Raw genomic sequence first — 18,551 nt, forward strand, 5'->3', positions numbered from 1 at the left:
ACGCAATGACGCATCAGGTATTTTAAGGTTTTGACTATAACGGTGGTGGTGCATGTTTCAAGCCTCATCCACTCACAATAATAATTCAGCAGCACCGACACGTGCTGAAATTCACCAATGGAGTCAGACAAATGGCACACGCCCAATTAAAAACATCCCCACTCATTGCATTGCTTGCCCTCACTGGACTTGGTTTCACACTCCCATCGCTGGCTTATGATGCCAACCCTGAGGCCGCTAGTGGCTTCACACATGGCAAAACAGCGGTCGCCGCTAAAAAATTCATGGCCGCCACCGCCAACCCGTTGGCGACCAATGCCGCCTATGACATGCTCGCCAAAGGCGGCTCAGCAGTGGATGCTGCCGTCGCCGCGCAAATGGTGCTTGGCTTAACTGAGCCTCAATCTTCGGGCATCGGCGGTGGTGCGTTTTTACTGACGTTTGATGGTAAAAAAGTGGTCAATTACGATGGCCGCGAAACCTCGCCCAAAGCCGCCACTGAAAAATTATTTCAAACCGATGCAGGTGCAGACATGGCATTTTATGACGCGGTGGTGGGTGGCCGCTCGGTCGGCGTCCCTGGTGCAGTGGCGATGCTGGAACTCGCTCACAAACGTGAGGGCAAATTGCCTTGGGCGACCTTATTTCAACCAGCCATTAAACTGGCGACCGACGGTTTTGCAATTTCACCACGCTTGAACACTTTGCTTGCCAGCGAAAAATATTTGAACAAAGACGATGCCGCAAAAGCCTATTTTTACCAAGAAGACGGCATCACGCCCAAAGCCACAGGCCGCATTTTAAAAAATCCAGAGTATGCCGCAGTCCTGAAAACCATTGCCAGTAAAGGCGCAAAAGGCCTGCTCACGGGCGAAATCGCTCAAGCCATTGTCGACAAGGTCAATCATCACCCGACCAATCCAGGTAAACTGAGCATGGCCGATATGGCCGCCTACACGCCTAAAATCCGATCAGCCACATGTGGCCACTACCGCGATTACACCGTCTGCGGCCCAGCTGCGCCCAGCTCAGGTGGTGTTGCGGTTTTACAAATGTTAGGCGCATTGGAGCGTTTCAATCTGTCTGCGATCAAACCCGACTCAGCCCAAGCGGTTCATTATTTTGCTGAAGCAGGGCGTTTGGCTTTCGCGGACCGTGGTAAATACTTGGCCGATCCTGATTTCGTCAAAGTACCGACGGCTGGGTTGATTGATCCCAAATACATCGCACAACGCTCGGCTCTGATCAGCGATGACAAGTCGCTCGGCACCGCCCCCGCAGGCGAGCCGCACGGTGCGAAGATCGCACAGATCGACCTTGGCTCTCCAGAATTGCCCTCCACATCGCACATCTCGATTGTCGATGCCAAAGGCCATGCGGTCTCAATGACCACCTCAATCGAGGATCAATTCGGTGCGCGCCAATTCGTTAAAGGCTTTTTGCTGAACAATCAATTGACCGACTTCTCTTTCTCAGATAAAGATAAAAATGGCCTGATCGCCAACCGCGTCGAAGCAGGCAAACGACCACGTTCATCCATGTCGCCCGTCTTGGTCTTTGATCAATCAGGCAAAAACCTTAAAATGGTGGTGGGCTCACCAGGCGGCTCACGCATCATCGGCTATGTCGCACAAACGCTGCTCAACCTGATCGACTGGAAAATGGACCCACAAGCCGCCGTCAATGCACCACATTATGGCAGCCGCAATGGCCCAAAAACAGAAGTTGAAAAAGGCACCGCCTTGGCCGCTTTGATTCCAGAGCTCAAAGCCAAAGGCGAAGAGGCCGTTGAAGGTGAAATGACCAGCGGCTTATCCGCCATTGTCAAAACCAAAAAAGGTTACTTGGGTGGTGCGGATGCGCGGCGCGAGGGGACGGTGAAAGGCGATTAAAAAGCAAGCAGGAGCAAGAAAGGTGCATGGCGCATGATCAGCACATCATGTCGATCATGCGCCTAAAAAAACAGCAACCGATGACCGACGGTTGCTGTTTTTGACTGATGTGACGCATTGTTTTCTACAAAATACAATCAAACCTTCAACGACCCGATGCGCCATTGCAGCCTTGACTCGCAATCCCTGCCCTGAAGATGCCTTTTCAAGCACGACACGAGCAAATATGCATGGTGTTTCCACCATCAATCTACACGACAGGCACAGCCATCCCACGCTGAACGGCTGGGCGTGCGCCCACATCGTTCAGCCAACGAAGCACGGCGGGCTTTTCAGCCAAAACAGCCCCCAATGAAGCCCCTAAAAAAGCCCCTTCGCGTGCATTCACCACCCACGGATAAGCGGCCATGTCAGCGATGCTGTAAACCTCGCCTGCAAGGTATGCATTGTCCGTCAAACGCCGATCCATGACCGCCAACAAACGCTCCGCTTCGCTGGTGTAACGGGCGATGGCTTGTGGCATTTTTTCTTTGGCATACACCGTAAAATAACCGAGTTGGCCAAACATGGGACCGACACCGCCAATTTGCCAGTGCAACCATTCCAGCGTTTTATAACGCGCCTCACCTGAGGTGGGTAAAAATTGACCATATTTTTCTGCCAAATAAGTCAAAATGGCACCGCTCTCAAAGACCGCCAAACCATTTGCCTCCTCATCCACAATGGCTGGAATTTTATTGTTTGGCGATACTTTTAAAAAATCAGGTTCAAATTGTTCACCATTGCTGATGTTTACCACGTTGACCTGATAAGGGATGCCAAGCTCCTCCAACATAATCGAAATTTTACGGCCATTGGGTGTGGTGTAAGTGTAGAACTGAATCATGATGCTCCTTTGTGGTTGGATGTTGATCTCCAGCGATGCGCGTGTCATCACATTGTAGCGAAAATTTTACATGCATGACAATGTGACCGCCCTTCATGCAAACCGCCAAGCACACCAGATCCAATCAAAGAACATCCCATCGAACAAAACCGCTTTGAGCGGCTCCATCTGACCACTGGGTGGCGTAAAAAAAGCAGCCTAAGCTGCTTTTTTTACGCCACCCAAACAACGGGGGCTGGATGTGCCTTCACACGATGTTACACAACCGTTTGATCGGTTTCAACCAACTGCAACGGTTCATCCGCCACCGTTGAGCGCGGTTTGCGCTCACGCGGTGGGTGATTGCGCACAGGCGCAGTCATCACGTATGGCACCACAGCATCACTGCTGGTTTGCACCATCTCCAAACCCACTTGACTCAAAGCCGCCTCCAACGGTGCATCAATGACCTCAACGGGAACATCGGCCACGGCAGGTGCATCCGTTGACGCCACAACAACCGCTGTTTCAACAACAGGAATCGGTTCAATTGCTTGCACTTCATGCACAACCGCCTCAACAGGTACGACGACGGGTACAGCAGGTGCGGCAGGCACTGCTTGTGCCTCTGCAACCACTTGTGCAGGTTCTGAAACAAAAGTCACTTCAACAGGAGACCGTTCAACAACTGGGGTCTCAACCACAGGCGTTTCAACCATTGGCTCAACATGACCCACAAGCGATTCAGTCGCAACAACAACCTCAGCAACTTCAGCAACAACTGCTTCAACAGCGACAACAGGTGCTGGCTCAACGGCGACGGCAGGTGCAATTGATGCAGGCGCCACAACAGGTGCGGCATCAACCACAAATGTCGCTCCTGCTACAGGTACATGTGCAGGAATCTCAATGGTGATCGGCGTGTGATCAAGGACGGGTGCATCGTCACGCATGAGCTGAGAAATCGTGTTGGCCGTGGCATTCATTTCGGGTGAAGCTTGACCATTTTGTTCTCGGCTTTCACGACGCTCACGACGCTCGCGGCGATCACGCCCCCCACGGCTGCGACGTTCACGGCGTTCGCCCGTTGCCACCGCTTGACCCTCAACGGCCTCACCCGCAGCAGCGGCGGCTTCATCAGTCATGACGTTTTCTGCAGGTTTGACTGTTTTTTCAACTTCAACGGCAAACACTGTGCTGGCGGGCGCAGCAACAGTAACAGCCCCCCCCTCAGAGGATGCTTTGACTTCCGCCGTGTCTTTACGCTCATTGCGGTTGTTGCGTGGACGACGTTCACGTGGCTCACGTGGTTCGCGCACTTCGCCATCTTTGCTTTCATTGACGCGGGCTTCAGGCGCTTGTGGCTCCGTGCGCTGGGCGTCGTTGTCTTTGCGCTCAGTCCGCTCTGGGCGAGGGCGACGCTCTTGACGTGGCTTTTGCTCTGCCGTGTCCGTTGCGCCGTCTGCTTTCACTGGGCGTTCTGTTTTTTGTTCCGCTTTTGGCTCCGTTTTGTCTGTGCGGTCATTGCGCTGACGACGGCGGTCTCCGCGTTGTGCACGGTCTTCAGTGCGGCTGCGGTTGTTGTGTGCATTGCGGTTGTTGCTTGCACGCGCCAGAGGCTTGGGTGCGGGTGCCTCAACGACTTCCTCCAACACAGGTGCAGGTGCGCCAAAGAAGAATGCTTTCAAACGCGCCCAGAAACCAACTTTTTTCGGTTCCGTAATGATCACCGCCTGAGCCGTAGCCACAGGTGCGCGTTCAACAGGTGTGGGTGCAGGAGAGGTGGGTAAAATGCCTTTCACTGCGGCCTCTTGACGAGGTGCGGGTGTCAGCGTTTCTTTCAAGTTGTACTCTACTTCTTCCGCAGGCTTGTCCACTTGTGCATAGCTTGCTTGCACGAGCTCAAGGCGCTCATCATCATGACGCATGCGATCCAACTTATAGTGCGGCGTTTCCAAATATTTATTTGGGATCAAAATGATGTTGGTTTTTGTGCGCGATTCGAGGATGTGAATTTCCGCGCGTTTTTCGTTCAACAAGAAAGTTGCCACATCCACTGGAATTTGCACATTGAGTGCTGCGGTGTGCTCCTTCATCGCTTCTTCTTGGATGATGCGCAAGACATGTAAAGCCGACGACTCGATGTCACGAATGACGCCCGTGCCATTGCAACGTGGGCAAGTGGTGTGTGAACCTTCTGACAAAGACGGGCGCAAGCGTTGACGCGACAACTCCATCAAACCAAAGCGTGAAATTTTGCCCATTTGAACGCGTGCACGGTCGTAATGCAATGCTTCTTTGAGGCGAGACTCAACGTCTTTTTGATTTTTTGATGACTCCATGTCGATGAAATCAATCACAATCAAGCCGCCCAAATCACGCAAGCGCAATTGGCGCGCGACTTCTTCAGCCGCTTCAAGGTTGGTGCGATACGCGGTGTCTTCGATGTCCGAACCACGGGTTGCACGCGCACTGTTGACGTCGACCGAAACAAGGGCTTCGGTGTGGTCAATCACAATCGCGCCACCTGATGGCAAAGGCACGGTGCGGGCATATGCCGTTTCAATTTGGTGTTCGATTTGGAAACGTGAATACAACGGAATGTCGTCCGTGTACAATTTCACACGGTGCACATTGTGTGGCATGACAGCACCCATAAACGACTGGGTTTGCTCAAAAATTTCGGGCGTGTCGATTAAAATTTCGCCAATGTCAGGCTGGTAATAATCGCGAATCGCACGAATGACCAACGATGACTCGAGGTAAATCAGGAATGGTGCAGGGTTTTCACGCTTGCCTTTTTCATCCAACGACGGCTCGGCCGCGCCCGCAATCGCGTTCCACAGGCGCAACGAGTGATCCAAGTCCCATTTCAACTCTTCAGCCGAACGGCCAATGCCCGCAGTGCGGGCAATGATGCTCATGCCTTGCGGGATTTCCAATTGGCTCATGGCTTCACGCAACTCATTGCGGTCTTCGCCTTCGATGCGTCGTGACACACCGCCGCCACGTGGGTTGTTCGGCATCAACACAAGGTAACGCCCCGCCAACGACACAAAAGTCGTCAAGGCCGCACCTTTATTGCCGCGCTCTTCTTTTTCAACTTGAACAATGATTTCTTGACCTTCGCTCAAGGCATCTTTGATGCTGACATTGCGGGCATCCACGCCCGCTTTGAAATAGCTGCGCTCAACCTCTTTGAATGGCAAGAAGCCATGACGTTCTTCACCATAATTCACAAAGCACGCTTCAAGCGATGGCTCAATGCGGGTGATGACACCTTTATAAATATTGCCTTTGCGCTGTTCGCGCCCAGCCGTTTCGATGTCGAGGTCAATGAGCTTTTGCCCATCAACGATCGCCACACGCAATTCTTCTGCGTTCGTGGCATTAAATAACATGCGTTTCATTTTAAACTCCATTGCGAGTGACACCCGCGTTTACGCAACCATAGGCGTTGCAGACCATGCCCTGGACGTGTGTGAAGCTCAAAATGAAAAGAGAGATTGGCCTGCATAACGTACAAAATGTACAGAAACACAAGCGATTAGACGCAAAGCAGCTGATTCAACCCGCACTGTAGGGGCATGAACCATCGGTCGTGCAGATGCACACCCATTTAAACACGCTGATGCAGCACAGGTTCGCTAAAAAGCGCTCGCAAAGCATCGGGCGGTATGGGGGCATTGTGGAAACATCGAGCAATCGATTCACAACGTTGACTCGAGTCTCACAAATCAACGTCACACATCTTGCTTGGCGGGCTGTTTTGACTGCTGATTACAAAAAACAAAACAACCGTTACCTGATTGAACACGTCATTATTGATATTCAATTGTTCAAACAGGATGCGCATGGAAGCGCATCGACACACATCGCACACCGTATGGCGCTCGGCTTGACTGCATCAGTCAAAGCCCAACACCGTGATTTAAAGTGCACTCCCAGCACTAATCTGCCCAAATCAATGGGTTCGCGCCAAGATGACACTGCGTGGACAGTGCGAAAAGGTCGCACCATCAAAATTCTTTTTCACAGTTTCACATTACGTCCACACAGTCCCCTCAACAACGCCGTTCGCGCAGTTGACCGAGCCCATGTTTGGACATCCGTTTTCGATGGCTTGTCGCAAGGCACAGACAAACATCCAGCCAAGCATCAAACCATTAGGGAAAATCGGTTAAACCTGTTTACAATAGCGTCACCATTCGAAAAAGCAAAAAACGGCTTTTTTGAGCTTCTTTTTTGAGCACATGTCATGCGACAAGCGTGTTCAAGATTAAAACAGACCCAAACCAGACATCGGATTTTTAGCGAACGGTATTGAACAGATGTTTTTCAAGCACACCTGTCCTGAAAACTCAGCACCCATCGGCATTCGACTTTAAGATAAAAGTCACTGAGTTTACATATAACGCCGCCAAATTATAACAAAATGAACCACTTACGCAAGACTTTTGAACAAAAAAATGCGACATCAGCGCAAATTAATGCAAATACACCCTCCACATCGGATGTCAGTGTACGCTTACACACAATTGGTGAGGAAGAAGCGGGACAACGCATCGATAACTTTTTACTGCGGATTTGTAAAGGTGTACCCAAAAGCTGGGTCTATCGCGTCGTCCGCAAGGGTGAAGTGCGCGTTAACAAAGGCAGAGTGGATGTCGAATACAAGTTACAAACAGGCGACATCGTCCGCATACCCCCCGTCCGTGTTGCGCAAAAAACCAGCAGCCCTGTACCCAATGCCCGAGCCACCAAATTGCCCGTGATTTATGAAGACAATGCACTGCTGGTCATCAATAAACCTGCTGGACTTGCCGTACATGGCGGCTCAGGTGTGTCATTCGGCGTGATTGAGCAATTGCGCGCCGCTTATCCTGACTTCAAGTTCCTAGAGCTCGTGCACCGACTCGACAAAGAAACCTCTGGTTTATTGATGTTGGCCAAAAAACGCAGCGTACTCGTGACCCTGCATGAAACCATTCGCCTCGGTCAAATGGATAAACGTTATTACGCCATCCTCAAAGGTGAACTGACCGACAAAGAAACGCATGTTCGCGCACCGCTGTATAAATTCGTCGCCGCCAACGGTGATCGCCGTGTATTGGTCAGCGAAACAGGACAAACCGCCCACAGCCGTTTCAACATCGACCAGAAACTGCACGGCTACACCGCCGTTCGCGTCAAAATCTACACGGGTCGCACCCATCAAATCCGAGTGCACAGCGCGCATTTAGGCCACCCCATCATCGGCGATGACAAATACGGCGATTTTGAACTCAACAAAGCATTGGCAAAACAAAAATTTGACCGCATGTTTCTGCACGCCCATGAGCTGCGTTTGAAACACCCCGTCACAGGCGAAGTGCTGTCACTTACCGCTGACATCCCAGAAGGGTTTCACCGCTTCATCAATAAGCACGCATAAAGGGATCAGCCCCTTAAACCCTCAAACCAACGCATATTCAAAAGGACGCACCCCTTATATTTTATTATTCTGAAGGCTTTTTTCGAGTATGCTAAAATATTGGTTTTGCAGCGCAATAAATATCACACCATTCCGCGTTAAGGTTTTAATCCATTTATGTCAAACATCAACACCGAAAAAGTCACCAGCGTTCACCATTGGAACGACACTTTATTTAGCTTCACTTGCACGCGTGACGTCAGCTCGCGCTTCATCAACGGACAATTTGTCATGATCGGCCTGGAAGTCGATGGCCGCCCCCTGATGCGCGCCTACTCAATCGTCAGTGCCAACTACGAAGAAGAACTTGAATTTTACTCAATCAAAGTACAAAACGGCCCATTGACATCACGCCTGCAACATTTGAAAGTCGGCGATGAGATTTTAGTCAGCAAAAAAGCCACAGGCACATTGGTACAAGACAATTTGGTCGACGGCAAACGCCTGTACCTCTTTGCCACAGGCACAGGACTGGCGCCATTCATGTCAATCATCAAAGACCCTGAAGTCTACGAACGTTACGAACATGTCATTTTGATTCATGGCGTGCGCGAAGTCAGCGAACTCGGCTACCACGACTTCATCACCAACGAATTGCCCAACAATGAATTTTTCGGCGACATCGTGCGTGAGAAATTGATTTACTACCCCACCGTCACTCGCGAAGCGTTTCGCAATCAAGGTCGCCTGACAGACCTGATTAAAAGTGGCAAACTGACTCAAGACATCGGCATGCCCGATTTTGGCCCTGAACACGACCGTGTATTGATCTGCGGCTCTCCCGCAATGCTCGCGGAAAGCAGTCAAATGCTCAATGACATGGGTTTCAAAGAATCACCGAAAATGGGTGTGCCTGGGGATTATGCGATCGAACGCGCGTTTGTTGAAAAATAAACCGTTGATGGTCAATAAAAAAGCGCCTGTCGGCGCTTTTTTTTACACTCAAACAACATTTATAGTACAACATTTATAGTCAAACCCTATGATGCGTCATTACGGACTTGCTCCGCAACATCAAACACGATGAAAGGTTTGTGGTTTTCACCATAAAGTCATTCATTGCTGCCACACAGCTCACACAACTCATCAACCACGCTGCGCCAATCGCCTATTTTTGGCTGCCGCACAATCCGTGTCTGCGGATACCACGGCGACTGCGTTTCATTGTTCATATGTCGCCAATCCAAAGCTCGACTTCCCATCAAATAGACGGGCTTGCCAATGGCTCCCGCCAGATGGGACAAATACGAATCTGTCGTGACCATTCGATCCAATGCATTAACCAGCGCAGCGGTCTCATCAAAACTAATCGACTCCGGCACCACATAAGCATTTTGATTGAGCCCTGAAGTGCAAAACTCTTCACATGCCCACCCCCTTTGAAACACCACCCAATACACATTGGGCAATCCGAACAAAGGCAGCAGTGCGGACAAAGGCACATTGCGCGTGCCCACTGTGGATGCATCACTGTTCCACGAGATGCCCATCAGCGTTCGCCCCGCTGCATTTTTTTCTATCACCTCAAGCATGCTTTGAACAGAAACATCCACAGGCGGCGCAGTAAGGTAGCGATCGCATGACAAGAAACCTTCTTTGGGTAGAAAATGGGCACACAAAGCATAATTTTCCGTCCAGCAATCATAATCGACGGGATTGCTCAAGTCGATGAGTTCTAAACCCTCGCACGACAAAAGCAATTGATTCATGCCGCCTGCTGGCGCATAACCCAATACGCGGCTTGCCCCCAAAGCCCGTATGGACTTCACGTACCGACAAAATTGCAGGTAATCACCATAGCCCGACATGATCGGACTGAGAAGCACGGTCTTACCAGTCAAGTCTTCACCCTGCCAATATGTATCAGGATTCCAGCCCGCTTGAACCACCTCGGGCCGACGCTCATAGATGCTCTCTCGCGTACTCACAAATGGGGACTTTGACAACCCCAACGCCACCTGCCCAGCACCCATATATGCCACACCCAGCGCTTGAGTCACCGTCAGATCATTGCCATACGTGACACAAGCCTGTTCAAGCAGTTTCACCACTTCATCCAGCATGGCCAAACCCGTGTACTGATTGGCAACCCACAACACCGCTTGCATGTAATTGGAGGGCACTCTTTTCAAATAAGGCACCGCCAACTCAGGCAAGCCCAATTGAGCACAACATGTGCACAAGGCGGACAACACCTCACCGTCATTGCACGCATCTGCGGACAGCCTCATGCAGATCGACAAAGCTTCAGGATATTGCATGTGTTTCGTTAAAACCAAAGCATAATCTTTTAATGCTTGATAGTCATTCGGCTTGCTCAAAGCTTGCTGTTTCAGGCGTAACTCGTGAACTTTGTAATCTGGCAGGGAAGGCATGGCTTCCTTTCAAAAAAAACGTTATACAAGCATTCTGCACGGCGGCTTTTCATGCTTCAGGAACACAACCATCAACGGTTGTGCTTTTATTGCTGTATCAATTTAAACACGCCCAAGCTGCCCCGCAGATTTGGCATGAATTCGATCACTTTTTCATCACGCAACACCACTTGCTCAACCACACGTGTGCCCACATCATTCGCCAATTGGACAAAATCGGGAATGGTCAACACACGCACATTCGGCGTATTGTACCATTCGTAGGGCAAGGTTTTGGAAACAGGCATGCGCCCCTTGAGAACGGCGAGACGGTGTGGCCAGTAGCCGAAATTGGGAACTGAGACGATGGCTGTTTTGCCCACACGGGCAATTTCACGCAACATGTCTTCGGTTTTGTGCACCGCTTGCAAGGTCAGAGAAAGGATGGCGACATCAAAGCTGCTGTCATCGAACCATGTCAACCCTTGCTCCAAATCTTGTTGCAACACATTTAAACCTTTGCTTATGCAGGCTTGTACATTGCCGTCTTTCAGCTCCACACCATAACCGGTCACTTGACGTTCGCGACGCAATTTATCGAGCAAACTGCCGTCGCCACAGCCCAAATCCAGCACGTGCGCACCTGAAGGCACCCAGCTGCTGATGATGTTGAAATCAGGGCGTTGAATGCCAGCGATCAAATCGGCAACATTCAGTGCTTTGTCTGTCGTCGATGGAACAGGGGTCATGCTCATGCGACACCTCCGATGTGAATGTTATTGAAATACGCACGAACGGCGTTGTGGTAACGCGGGTCATCCAACAAGAAAGCGTCGTGCCCATGCGGGGCATCAATTTCTGCATAAGTGACTTTTCGCTTGTTTTTAACCAAAGCTTTGACCAGCTCATGACTGGTTTCGGGTGAAAACCGCCAATCGGTGCTGAATGAGGCAATAAAATACTGCGCCCGCGTTGCCGCCAACGCACCATTCAAGTCGCCGCCAAACTCACGGGCTGCGTCAAAATAATCCAAGGCTTTGGTGATGAGCAAATACGTGTTTGCATCAAAATAGTCGGCAAACTTATCGCCCTGATAGCGCAGATACGATTCAATTTCAAACTCCACATCGTAATTGAAACTGTAATCATCCCCTTTGCGCAAATCACGGCCAAACTTCTCCGCCATCGCATCATTCGACAGGTACGTGATGTGCCCAATCATGCGCGCCACGCGCAGGCCACGACGCGGCACAACACCATGCTCATAAAAATGCCCGCCATGAAAATCAGGGTCAGTCAAAATGGCCTGCCGCGCCACATCATTGAACGCAATGTTTTGTGCTGACAACTTGGTCGTAGAGGCGATCACCACACAGTGACGCAGGGCAGAAGGGTAGTGCACACTCCACGCCAACGCCTGCATGCCACCCAAACTGCCCCCCATCACGGCCGCCCATTGCGCAATACCAAGGTTATCCATCAAACGTTTTTGCGCATCCACCCAGTCCTCAACCGTCACCACAGGGAAATCTGCACCATACGGTTTACCCGTGGCTGGATTGGTGTGCATCGGCCCCGTGGAGCCAAAACACGAACCCACATTATTCACGCCCACCACAAAAAAACGATTGGTATCCACAGGCTTACCCGGTCCAATCATGTTGTCCCACCAACCTCGCTCACCTTTTTCATTGACGCCCGCCACATGATGCGAGGCATTGAGCGCATGGCAAATCAGTACCGCGTTATCGCGCGCTGCATTCAATGTGCCATACGTTTCATACATCAAATGATAGTCACGCAAACTCGCACCACTCGCGAGCGGCAAAGGCGCAGAGAAATGCATCACCTGTGGCTCAACATGCTGCTCAAGTCCAACCACCCCAGCATCCGCACTTATTGTATTTAACCCTTTTGACATAAACCGTCCCAACAAAAAACCCAAGTAATCGTTCAGTAACAACTAAACGCCTCCTTGGGTGGAATCATTTAGCCGTTTTAGGTTTGAAGATCAAACCCGCGCCCGCAAGCAGATGACAAATCGGCGCATAGTGACGTTAATGTAACATATTGAGCGCATCGGTGCAATTCCCTGACGGCGCCCCGAACCGCATCACATCAACCCACTGAGTTCAAACTCCTCACGCAACCAGTTTAAAAATAAAATTTTCCGTGGATCCTCATCAAAAGGCATCGCAGACACTGCGCAATACGCAGAACCATCCTCGACAAAACCAAACGGCGCCATCAGCCGACCATCGCGCACATCCTGCTCCGCCATATACTGCGATGCAATCGCCGCACCCAAACCCGCACCCGCGGCTTGCAAGGTCAAGTAAAAATGTTCAAAACTCAACTCACCCGCGCTCGGCTCAACCCACCCGCCATGCCCCAACAGCCAACCCAACCATGCACGAGGGCGGCTTGCGGTGTGCAAACGCGGCATGTTCTCGACCGCAAGGTGACGTTGCCACAACACGGGCGCGCAAACGGGCCCAATTTTCTCATAGGCCAAATGTTCAACATACAGGCCACTCAGATCGAAATCATTGCGGCGAATCGCCACATCCACCCCTTGCTCTGCGAACTGCACCTTGCCGCCTGCGGTGAACAAGTGCAGCAACACTTCTGGATGTCGGGCTTGAAATTTTGGCAAGCGCGCAATCAACCAACGCATGGCAATCGTTGGCTCACACGAAATGACAAGCGGCCGAACGCGTTGGTCGGGCTTGATCTGCGCCACAACGTCAGCAATTTGCGCAAACACACTGACGCAGGCCGCACGCAAAGTGTCGCCTTCGTGGGTGAGGAAGATGCCTCGGTTGCGTCGAACAAACAGTGCAACATTTAAGTGTCGTTCCAATTGTTTAATTTGTCGGCTGACCGCACCATGCGTCAAGTGCAGTTCAGCGGCAGCAGCCACCATGCTTTGATGGCGAGCCACCGCTTCAAAAATTTTCAGACCATTCAAGGGAGGAAGTCGTTCAAGTGTTTTCATATGTGACATTTTCTCACATATGGCATGATTTTTTATCGATTTTATTTTTAATTTTTATACCTGACAATGGCAACACCTCATGATGTGATTAAAAAGCTTTTCTCATTTGAGCAAGACCACGTGCACTTCAAGACAAGCCAAAACCACACAAAACATAGGGTTTACAGCCTTCCATTTCCACCACCCTCAACAGCTGGAGAGGGGAGGCATCAACAGTTTATTCAAACAACAATGAAACACACAAGCACATAGAACATAAACATGTAAAAAATCATCGATCCAGCACGCCACCTAAGCGCGAGTGTTGGTGAGTATAAATCAACGTTATTTTTTAATTCAAAAGGAAACACCATGCAAGAATTGCTGTCCGTCACCCTCATCACCATTTTAGCGGTCATCAGCCCTGGGGCTGATTTTGCACTGGTCACTCGAAACAGCTTCACCCATGGGCGAACAATGGGCTTGTGGACGACTTTGGGCATTGGTGTGGGCGTCCAAATTCACGTCTTTTACACCATGGTGGGTGTGGGCATCGTCATCGCCACGCAGCCCGCCATGCTTTCAGCGCTAAAAATTGTAGGGGCTGTGTACCTGATTTACATCGGCTACCAAACATTTCGAGGCATGCCAGCCACATCGATCAATGACACTCAAAGCTCAAGCCATTTATCTCCTTGTTCAAGCCTTTAAAATGGGCGTGCTCACCAACGCGCCCTCAATCCAAAAACCACTCTGTTCGTGGTCAGCACCTACAGCCAAATTGTTCAGCCTGACACACCACTGTGGTTGCAGTATGGGTATGGGTTGTTGATGTCCATCGCACATTGGCTGTGGTTTACGCTGGTGGCCGTATTTTTTTCAGCCCCCCATCTGCGCACCCGCATGCTGCATCACAAAATCAACATTGACCGCGGCATCGGTTTCATCTTAACCACATTGGGTGTTGCATTGGCTTTTTCATCCACATCCCACTGAATATCAATCCGTATTAAAAAAGCGCGAGATTCAACTCGCGCTTTTTTATGCTGCTTGACCGGAGCCCGGCTCAATGCGGTTCCGTTCAATCCACGCGGAACGATACTTTACAAATGCAGCCATACGACACGACTTTACCATCGTTCACATGCGCCTTGATGTCTTTGATGTAGACCGAATCAATGTTGCGTACCGTTTTTGATACTTCGGCCACGGCCAATTGAATGGCGTCTTCGATGCTGGTCGGCGATGATGCAATAACTTCAATCACTTTAACAATGGTCATGGTGACTCCTTCAGGTTTGAATGTTGATTGGTGTGAAATGACACGCCGTTCAATCATCGCTGGCGAGCCACTTGTGTGCTTTTGTTGTGCACACGATTTGATTCTACGCCGTTTTTTTTGATGCTTGGTGAGAGGGGCTGCTTTTTTAGCACGCAGGTACTTTTTTGCATTCTTTTGTTTTGACTTAATTCTCAGTTAATGTTTGATTGATTAAATCCATCCGTGCTTGAAGCCTACCGTTAAAGACCTCAAGCCATTTCACTGACTTTTTAAGGATGAATCACATGAAACGTGCTGTATCAATGACCCTCGTGACATTATTGGCAGGCTTGGCACTCACCGCTTGCGGCGATAAAGATGATAAAAAGCCTGCTGCCGCAGTTACTCCAGCAGTTACTCCAGCAGTTACTCCAGCAGTTACTCCAGCAGTTACTCCAGCAGTTACTCCAGCAGTTACTCCAGCAGTCACTCCAGCAGTCACTCCAGCAGTCACTCCAGCAGTCACTCCAGCAGTCACTCCAGCAGCAGCCTCAGTCGCACTGGCCAAAGATAAAAATGGTTGCCTTGCCTATCCAAAAGACCAATGGATGAGTGAAGCGGATGCACAAGCAAAAATCAATGGCTTGGGCTACAAAGTAAAAACATTCAAAGTCACTGGCAACTGCTATGAAATTTACGGTTTTGATAAAACAGGCAAAAAAGCAGAAGTGTATTTTGATGCCAAAGATTTGAGCATTGTTAAAACAGGCGATTAATCATCAACAGGGTGTGTTTATTCACAGCACACTTGTGATTTAGGTGTCGTCACATTCAAGGCGCTTATTGAATGTGACGATGGGATTGAAATGAAACTGAACAGGCCGCTGTCATTGCTGTGTTTTTATTAACCATTGAAAGACCCGCAACATGAACGAATCGAATAAAATCAAGGTTTGGGATCGGGTGGTGCGCATTGCACACTGGGGCTTGGCCATTTTGGTTATACTCAACTTCATCGATGAGGGCGGCGACCAACTGCACCGTTACGTCGGTTATGCGGCGACGGGCATTGTGTTGATTCGCATCGTTTGGGGCTTCACGGGCAGTCGTTATGCACGCTTCAGTGAATGGTGGCCATCTCCGTCTCGCGTCATCGCTTATACCCGTTTGAAACTCAAAGGTGAAGCACAGCGTTACATCGGCCACAACCCTTTGGGCGCTGTGATGATGTTGTTTCTCATGGCCTTGGTGCTCAATCAAGGCATCACAGGCTATCTGTTGGGCACCGACCGATTTTTTGGTGAAGAGTGGCTGGAAAATTGGCATGTCTTGAGCGCAAACCTGTTCATGGTTGCTGTGGGCTTACATGTTTTAGGCGCTTTAGCTGAAAGTTGGACACACAAAGAAAATTTACCTGCGGCCATGGTTCACGGCTACAAACGCGACCATGAAACAGAACACACACCTGAAACTTGAACCGCTTCAAATGTTCAACGTCTACGATGGGAATAGACATGCGATTACTTTTGGTTGAAGACGATGCACTGCTTGGTGAGGGTTTGGTCGATGGTTTAACTGAAGCTGGATTTTTGGTGGATTGGCTGCACGATGGCTCGTCAGCCATCACTGCATTACAAACACAATGTTCATTTGATGTCATGGTACTGGACATTGGCTTACCAGGGAAAAACGGATTGCAGGTGTTGCAGTGGATGCGCGGGCAACACATGTTGTTACCCGTTCTGCTGTTAACGGCGCGCGATGCCTTGGAGGATCGCGTACAAGGTTTGAATGCAGGCGCCGACGATTACCTCATTAAACCGTTTGCACTCACGGAGCTGGTTGCACGCCTGCGTGTGTTGTTACGTCGCCAATATCAACAACCCACCAACATCATTGCTTGGCGAGATTTCGAGCTGGACATCGCCCACCAAAGCATCACTCAAGCGGGCACATCCATTCCCCTGTCTGCCATTGAATTTCGCCTGTTGCACATTTTGGTTGCCAATAAACCCAACCACCTGTCACGCGCTCAACTCGAAGAAAAGCTCTATGGTTGGCAAGTGGACATTGAAAGCAATGCATTGGATGTGCATTTGTCGCATTTACGCAAAAAGTTGGGGGCTGACAGCATTATCAACGCTCGCAATCTGGGTTGGCGCATGGGGGATGATTTCAAATGATGTTCAAACCCCTTATTTTGCTTTCCTTCTACTTGTGATCCGCCCACAACAGATAACTCGACAACGCAGATCGACACTTTTAAACTCAAACTGAGCACCCAATGCGCATGACCTCCATTTTATCCAACATGAAACACTCACTGGTTTGGCGCATGACCGCCCTTGTGTTGTGCTCAACCATTCTGGTCTGGGCTGTTTTTTCTGGGGTGTTGGTTTGGCAAACCGAGCGCATGACGCATGACCTGCTGATGCGCCAACACATTCAATTCGTCGACATGCTGTGGAATAATTTGGGTGACAAAGATGATTTGCAAACCGAGCGCAACCACCCTTTGGGTGACGAAAGCGGCATGGAGTTTGCAGTGTATGATGCCAAGAATGGCTTGTTGCTGAACGCCAGCAGCACACCCGCTTTACCTCGGCAGCCCCATGCTGTAAATGCACACCAAGACGACCGTGAAAGCACTCCTCAGCATTTGGATGCCGATGCTGAAACCGTCGCAACGAAGCTTCCACATGATGAAATACTGAATGGCAGCAATTGGCTGGTGTCCAGCCGCGCAGACGATGACATCGAATTGGTGGTGGCCTCACCAGACAGCAATGCCAGTGAACTGTCTCATGAGCTGGCCGAACACATTGGCGCACTGGCTTTACTCGGCTTGCTGGCGCTGATCCCTGTGTTGTACTGGGCCTTGCGCCGTGGTTTGAAACCCATTCAAGCATTCACCGAGGATGTCGCTACCCGTGCAGCCGACAATCTCGCCCCCATCCACACCCTGGTGCCCACAGAACTGAACCCCCTAAAAGATCGCCTGAACAGCCTGTTCTCGCACATGGCACACACCATCTCCCGTGAACAACGTTTCACAGCCGATGCGGCACACGAATTGCGCACACCATTGGCAGCCACCCGCCTGCAATTGGAGCTGGCGCAAAGCAGCCAACGCCCCGAAACGCGTGAAAAAGCATTGATCCGTGCCACCAGTGGCATTGATCGTGCCACCCATGTGGTCAGCCAACTGTTGCAATTGGCGCGTTTGGAGCATGGTGAAACCATTGGCCACCAAGCGATTGATTGGGTCGCATTGAGCACAGAAGCATTGTTGGAGGCGGGCTTACCTGTAGACGACATTCATCTGCGCATCGAAGGTTTGCCACGGCTGCTCGGACACCCCTTGTTATGGGCTTTGGTTTTGCGCAATTTGATTGACAATGCACAGCGCTATGGCGGAGAGGGCACAGAGGTCTTTGTGCTCATTTCCGATCATGCATTCACGGTGTACGACAATGGCAGGGGGATGCCAACGGCGCAATTTGCCCGCTTGGGCGAACGCTTTTACCGCCCAGTGGGCCAAGCGGCTTCTGGCGCTGGCTTGGGTTGGTCGATCATCAAACGAATTGCCTTGCTGCACCACACCGATGTCCAACCTTTTGCAGTGAAACCCCATGGTTTTGGCATAAAATTCACTTTTGAATCCAAAAACTAAACAGTGTTCAATTTCAAAGCAACATTCGAGTCTATTTAAACCCGTCCCTCAACCCA

General features: G+C 50.4%; 14 protein-coding genes and 1 pseudogene. 8 read left to right on the forward strand and 7 right to left on the reverse strand.

The features are described from left to right. Nucleotides 1-131 precede the first annotated feature (131 nt). Nucleotides 132-1,892 (forward strand): gamma-glutamyltransferase, encoded by a 1,761-nt coding sequence (gene ggt, locus DTO96_RS01710; protein ID WP_114561912.1) that lies wholly within the window; start codon nucleotides 132-134, stop codon nucleotides 1,890-1,892. A 250-nt stretch (nucleotides 1,893-2,142) separates the two neighbouring features. Here ggt and DTO96_RS01715 read toward each other — a convergent pair whose 3' ends face one another. Both DTO96_RS01715 and DTO96_RS01720 read right to left on the reverse strand, forming a co-directional pair. Continuing rightward, on the reverse strand, nucleotides 2,143-2,778 hold the full coding sequence (locus DTO96_RS01715) for a glutathione S-transferase N-terminal domain-containing protein (protein ID WP_114561913.1): 636 nt from the start codon (nucleotides 2,776-2,778) through the stop codon (nucleotides 2,143-2,145). A 257-nt stretch (nucleotides 2,779-3,035) separates the two neighbouring features. Beyond that, entirely contained in the window at nucleotides 3,036-6,167 is a 3,132-nt protein-coding gene (locus DTO96_RS01720) for an Rne/Rng family ribonuclease (RefSeq protein ID WP_114561914.1), read from the reverse strand. 1,025 nt (nucleotides 6,168-7,192) lie between these two features. Here DTO96_RS01720 and DTO96_RS01730 point away from each other — a divergent pair. Both DTO96_RS01730 and DTO96_RS01735 read left to right on the forward strand, forming a co-directional pair. Then, nucleotides 7,193-8,191 (forward strand): RluA family pseudouridine synthase, encoded by a 999-nt coding sequence (locus tag DTO96_RS01730; RefSeq protein WP_114561916.1) that lies wholly within the window; start codon nucleotides 7,193-7,195, stop codon nucleotides 8,189-8,191. A gap of 156 nt (nucleotides 8,192-8,347) precedes the next feature. Further along, on the forward strand, nucleotides 8,348-9,124 hold the full coding sequence (locus DTO96_RS01735; protein WP_114561917.1) for a ferredoxin--NADP reductase: 777 nt from the start codon (nucleotides 8,348-8,350) through the stop codon (nucleotides 9,122-9,124). 158 nt (nucleotides 9,125-9,282) lie between these two features. Here the strand turns inward: DTO96_RS01735 and DTO96_RS01740 are convergent, their stop codons facing one another. From DTO96_RS01740 to DTO96_RS01755, 4 genes are all read right to left on the reverse strand, one after another. Next, complete coding sequence (locus DTO96_RS01740) at nucleotides 9,283-10,605, reverse strand: glycosyltransferase family 9 protein (protein ID WP_114561918.1); 1,323 nt, start codon at nucleotides 10,603-10,605, stop codon at nucleotides 9,283-9,285. A gap of 86 nt (nucleotides 10,606-10,691) precedes the next feature. After that, nucleotides 10,692-11,339 (reverse strand): methionine biosynthesis protein MetW, encoded by a 648-nt coding sequence (metW, locus tag DTO96_RS01745; RefSeq protein ID WP_114561919.1) that lies wholly within the window; start codon nucleotides 11,337-11,339, stop codon nucleotides 10,692-10,694. After that, on the reverse strand, nucleotides 11,336-12,505 hold the full coding sequence (gene metX, locus DTO96_RS01750; protein WP_114563877.1) for a homoserine O-succinyltransferase MetX: 1,170 nt from the start codon (nucleotides 12,503-12,505) through the stop codon (nucleotides 11,336-11,338). Before metX ends, metW begins: the two co-directional genes overlap by 4 nt. Before the next feature lie 192 nt (nucleotides 12,506-12,697). Next, nucleotides 12,698-13,582: a LysR substrate-binding domain-containing protein gene (locus DTO96_RS01755; protein ID WP_114561920.1), complete on the reverse strand. Its 885-nt coding sequence runs from the start codon at nucleotides 13,580-13,582 to the stop codon at nucleotides 12,698-12,700. Between the two features lie 351 nt (nucleotides 13,583-13,933). Here DTO96_RS01755 and DTO96_RS01760 point away from each other — a divergent pair. Beyond that, a pseudogene (locus tag DTO96_RS01760) lies at nucleotides 13,934-14,557 on the forward strand (LysE family translocator). A gap of 85 nt (nucleotides 14,558-14,642) precedes the next feature. Here the strand turns inward: DTO96_RS01760 and DTO96_RS01765 are convergent. After that, nucleotides 14,643-14,843, reverse strand: a complete 201-nt coding sequence (locus DTO96_RS01765) for a dodecin family protein (RefSeq protein WP_114561921.1) — start codon at nucleotides 14,841-14,843, stop codon at nucleotides 14,643-14,645. A 284-nt stretch (nucleotides 14,844-15,127) separates the two neighbouring features. Here DTO96_RS01765 and DTO96_RS13065 point away from each other — a divergent pair, with 284 nt between their 5' ends. The 4 genes from DTO96_RS13065 (at nucleotide 15,128) to DTO96_RS01785 (ending at nucleotide 18,495) form a co-directional block, all read left to right on the forward strand. Continuing rightward, nucleotides 15,128-15,598, forward strand: a complete 471-nt coding sequence (locus DTO96_RS13065; protein WP_308418251.1) for a PepSY domain-containing protein — start codon at nucleotides 15,128-15,130, stop codon at nucleotides 15,596-15,598. Nucleotides 15,599-15,749: 151 nt separating this feature from the next. Then, nucleotides 15,750-16,298 carry a cytochrome b/b6 domain-containing protein gene (locus DTO96_RS01775; RefSeq protein ID WP_114561922.1) on the forward strand — a complete coding sequence of 183 codons (549 nt, stop codon included), beginning with the start codon at nucleotides 15,750-15,752 and terminating at the stop codon, nucleotides 16,296-16,298. Nucleotides 16,299-16,336: 38 nt separating this feature from the next. Next, the gene (locus DTO96_RS01780) at nucleotides 16,337-17,005 is read left to right on the forward strand and encodes a response regulator transcription factor (RefSeq protein WP_114561923.1); all 669 of its coding nucleotides are present in this window, start codon (nucleotides 16,337-16,339) and stop codon (nucleotides 17,003-17,005) included. Between the two features lie 101 nt (nucleotides 17,006-17,106). After that, nucleotides 17,107-18,495, forward strand: a complete 1,389-nt coding sequence (locus tag DTO96_RS01785) for an ATP-binding protein (RefSeq protein WP_114561924.1) — start codon at nucleotides 17,107-17,109, stop codon at nucleotides 18,493-18,495. Nucleotides 18,496-18,551 lie beyond the last annotated feature (56 nt).

The sequence above is a fragment of the Ephemeroptericola cinctiostellae genome (genome assembly GCF_003339525.1).
Lineage (GTDB): Bacteria > Pseudomonadota > Gammaproteobacteria > Burkholderiales > Burkholderiaceae > Hydromonas > Hydromonas cinctiostellae.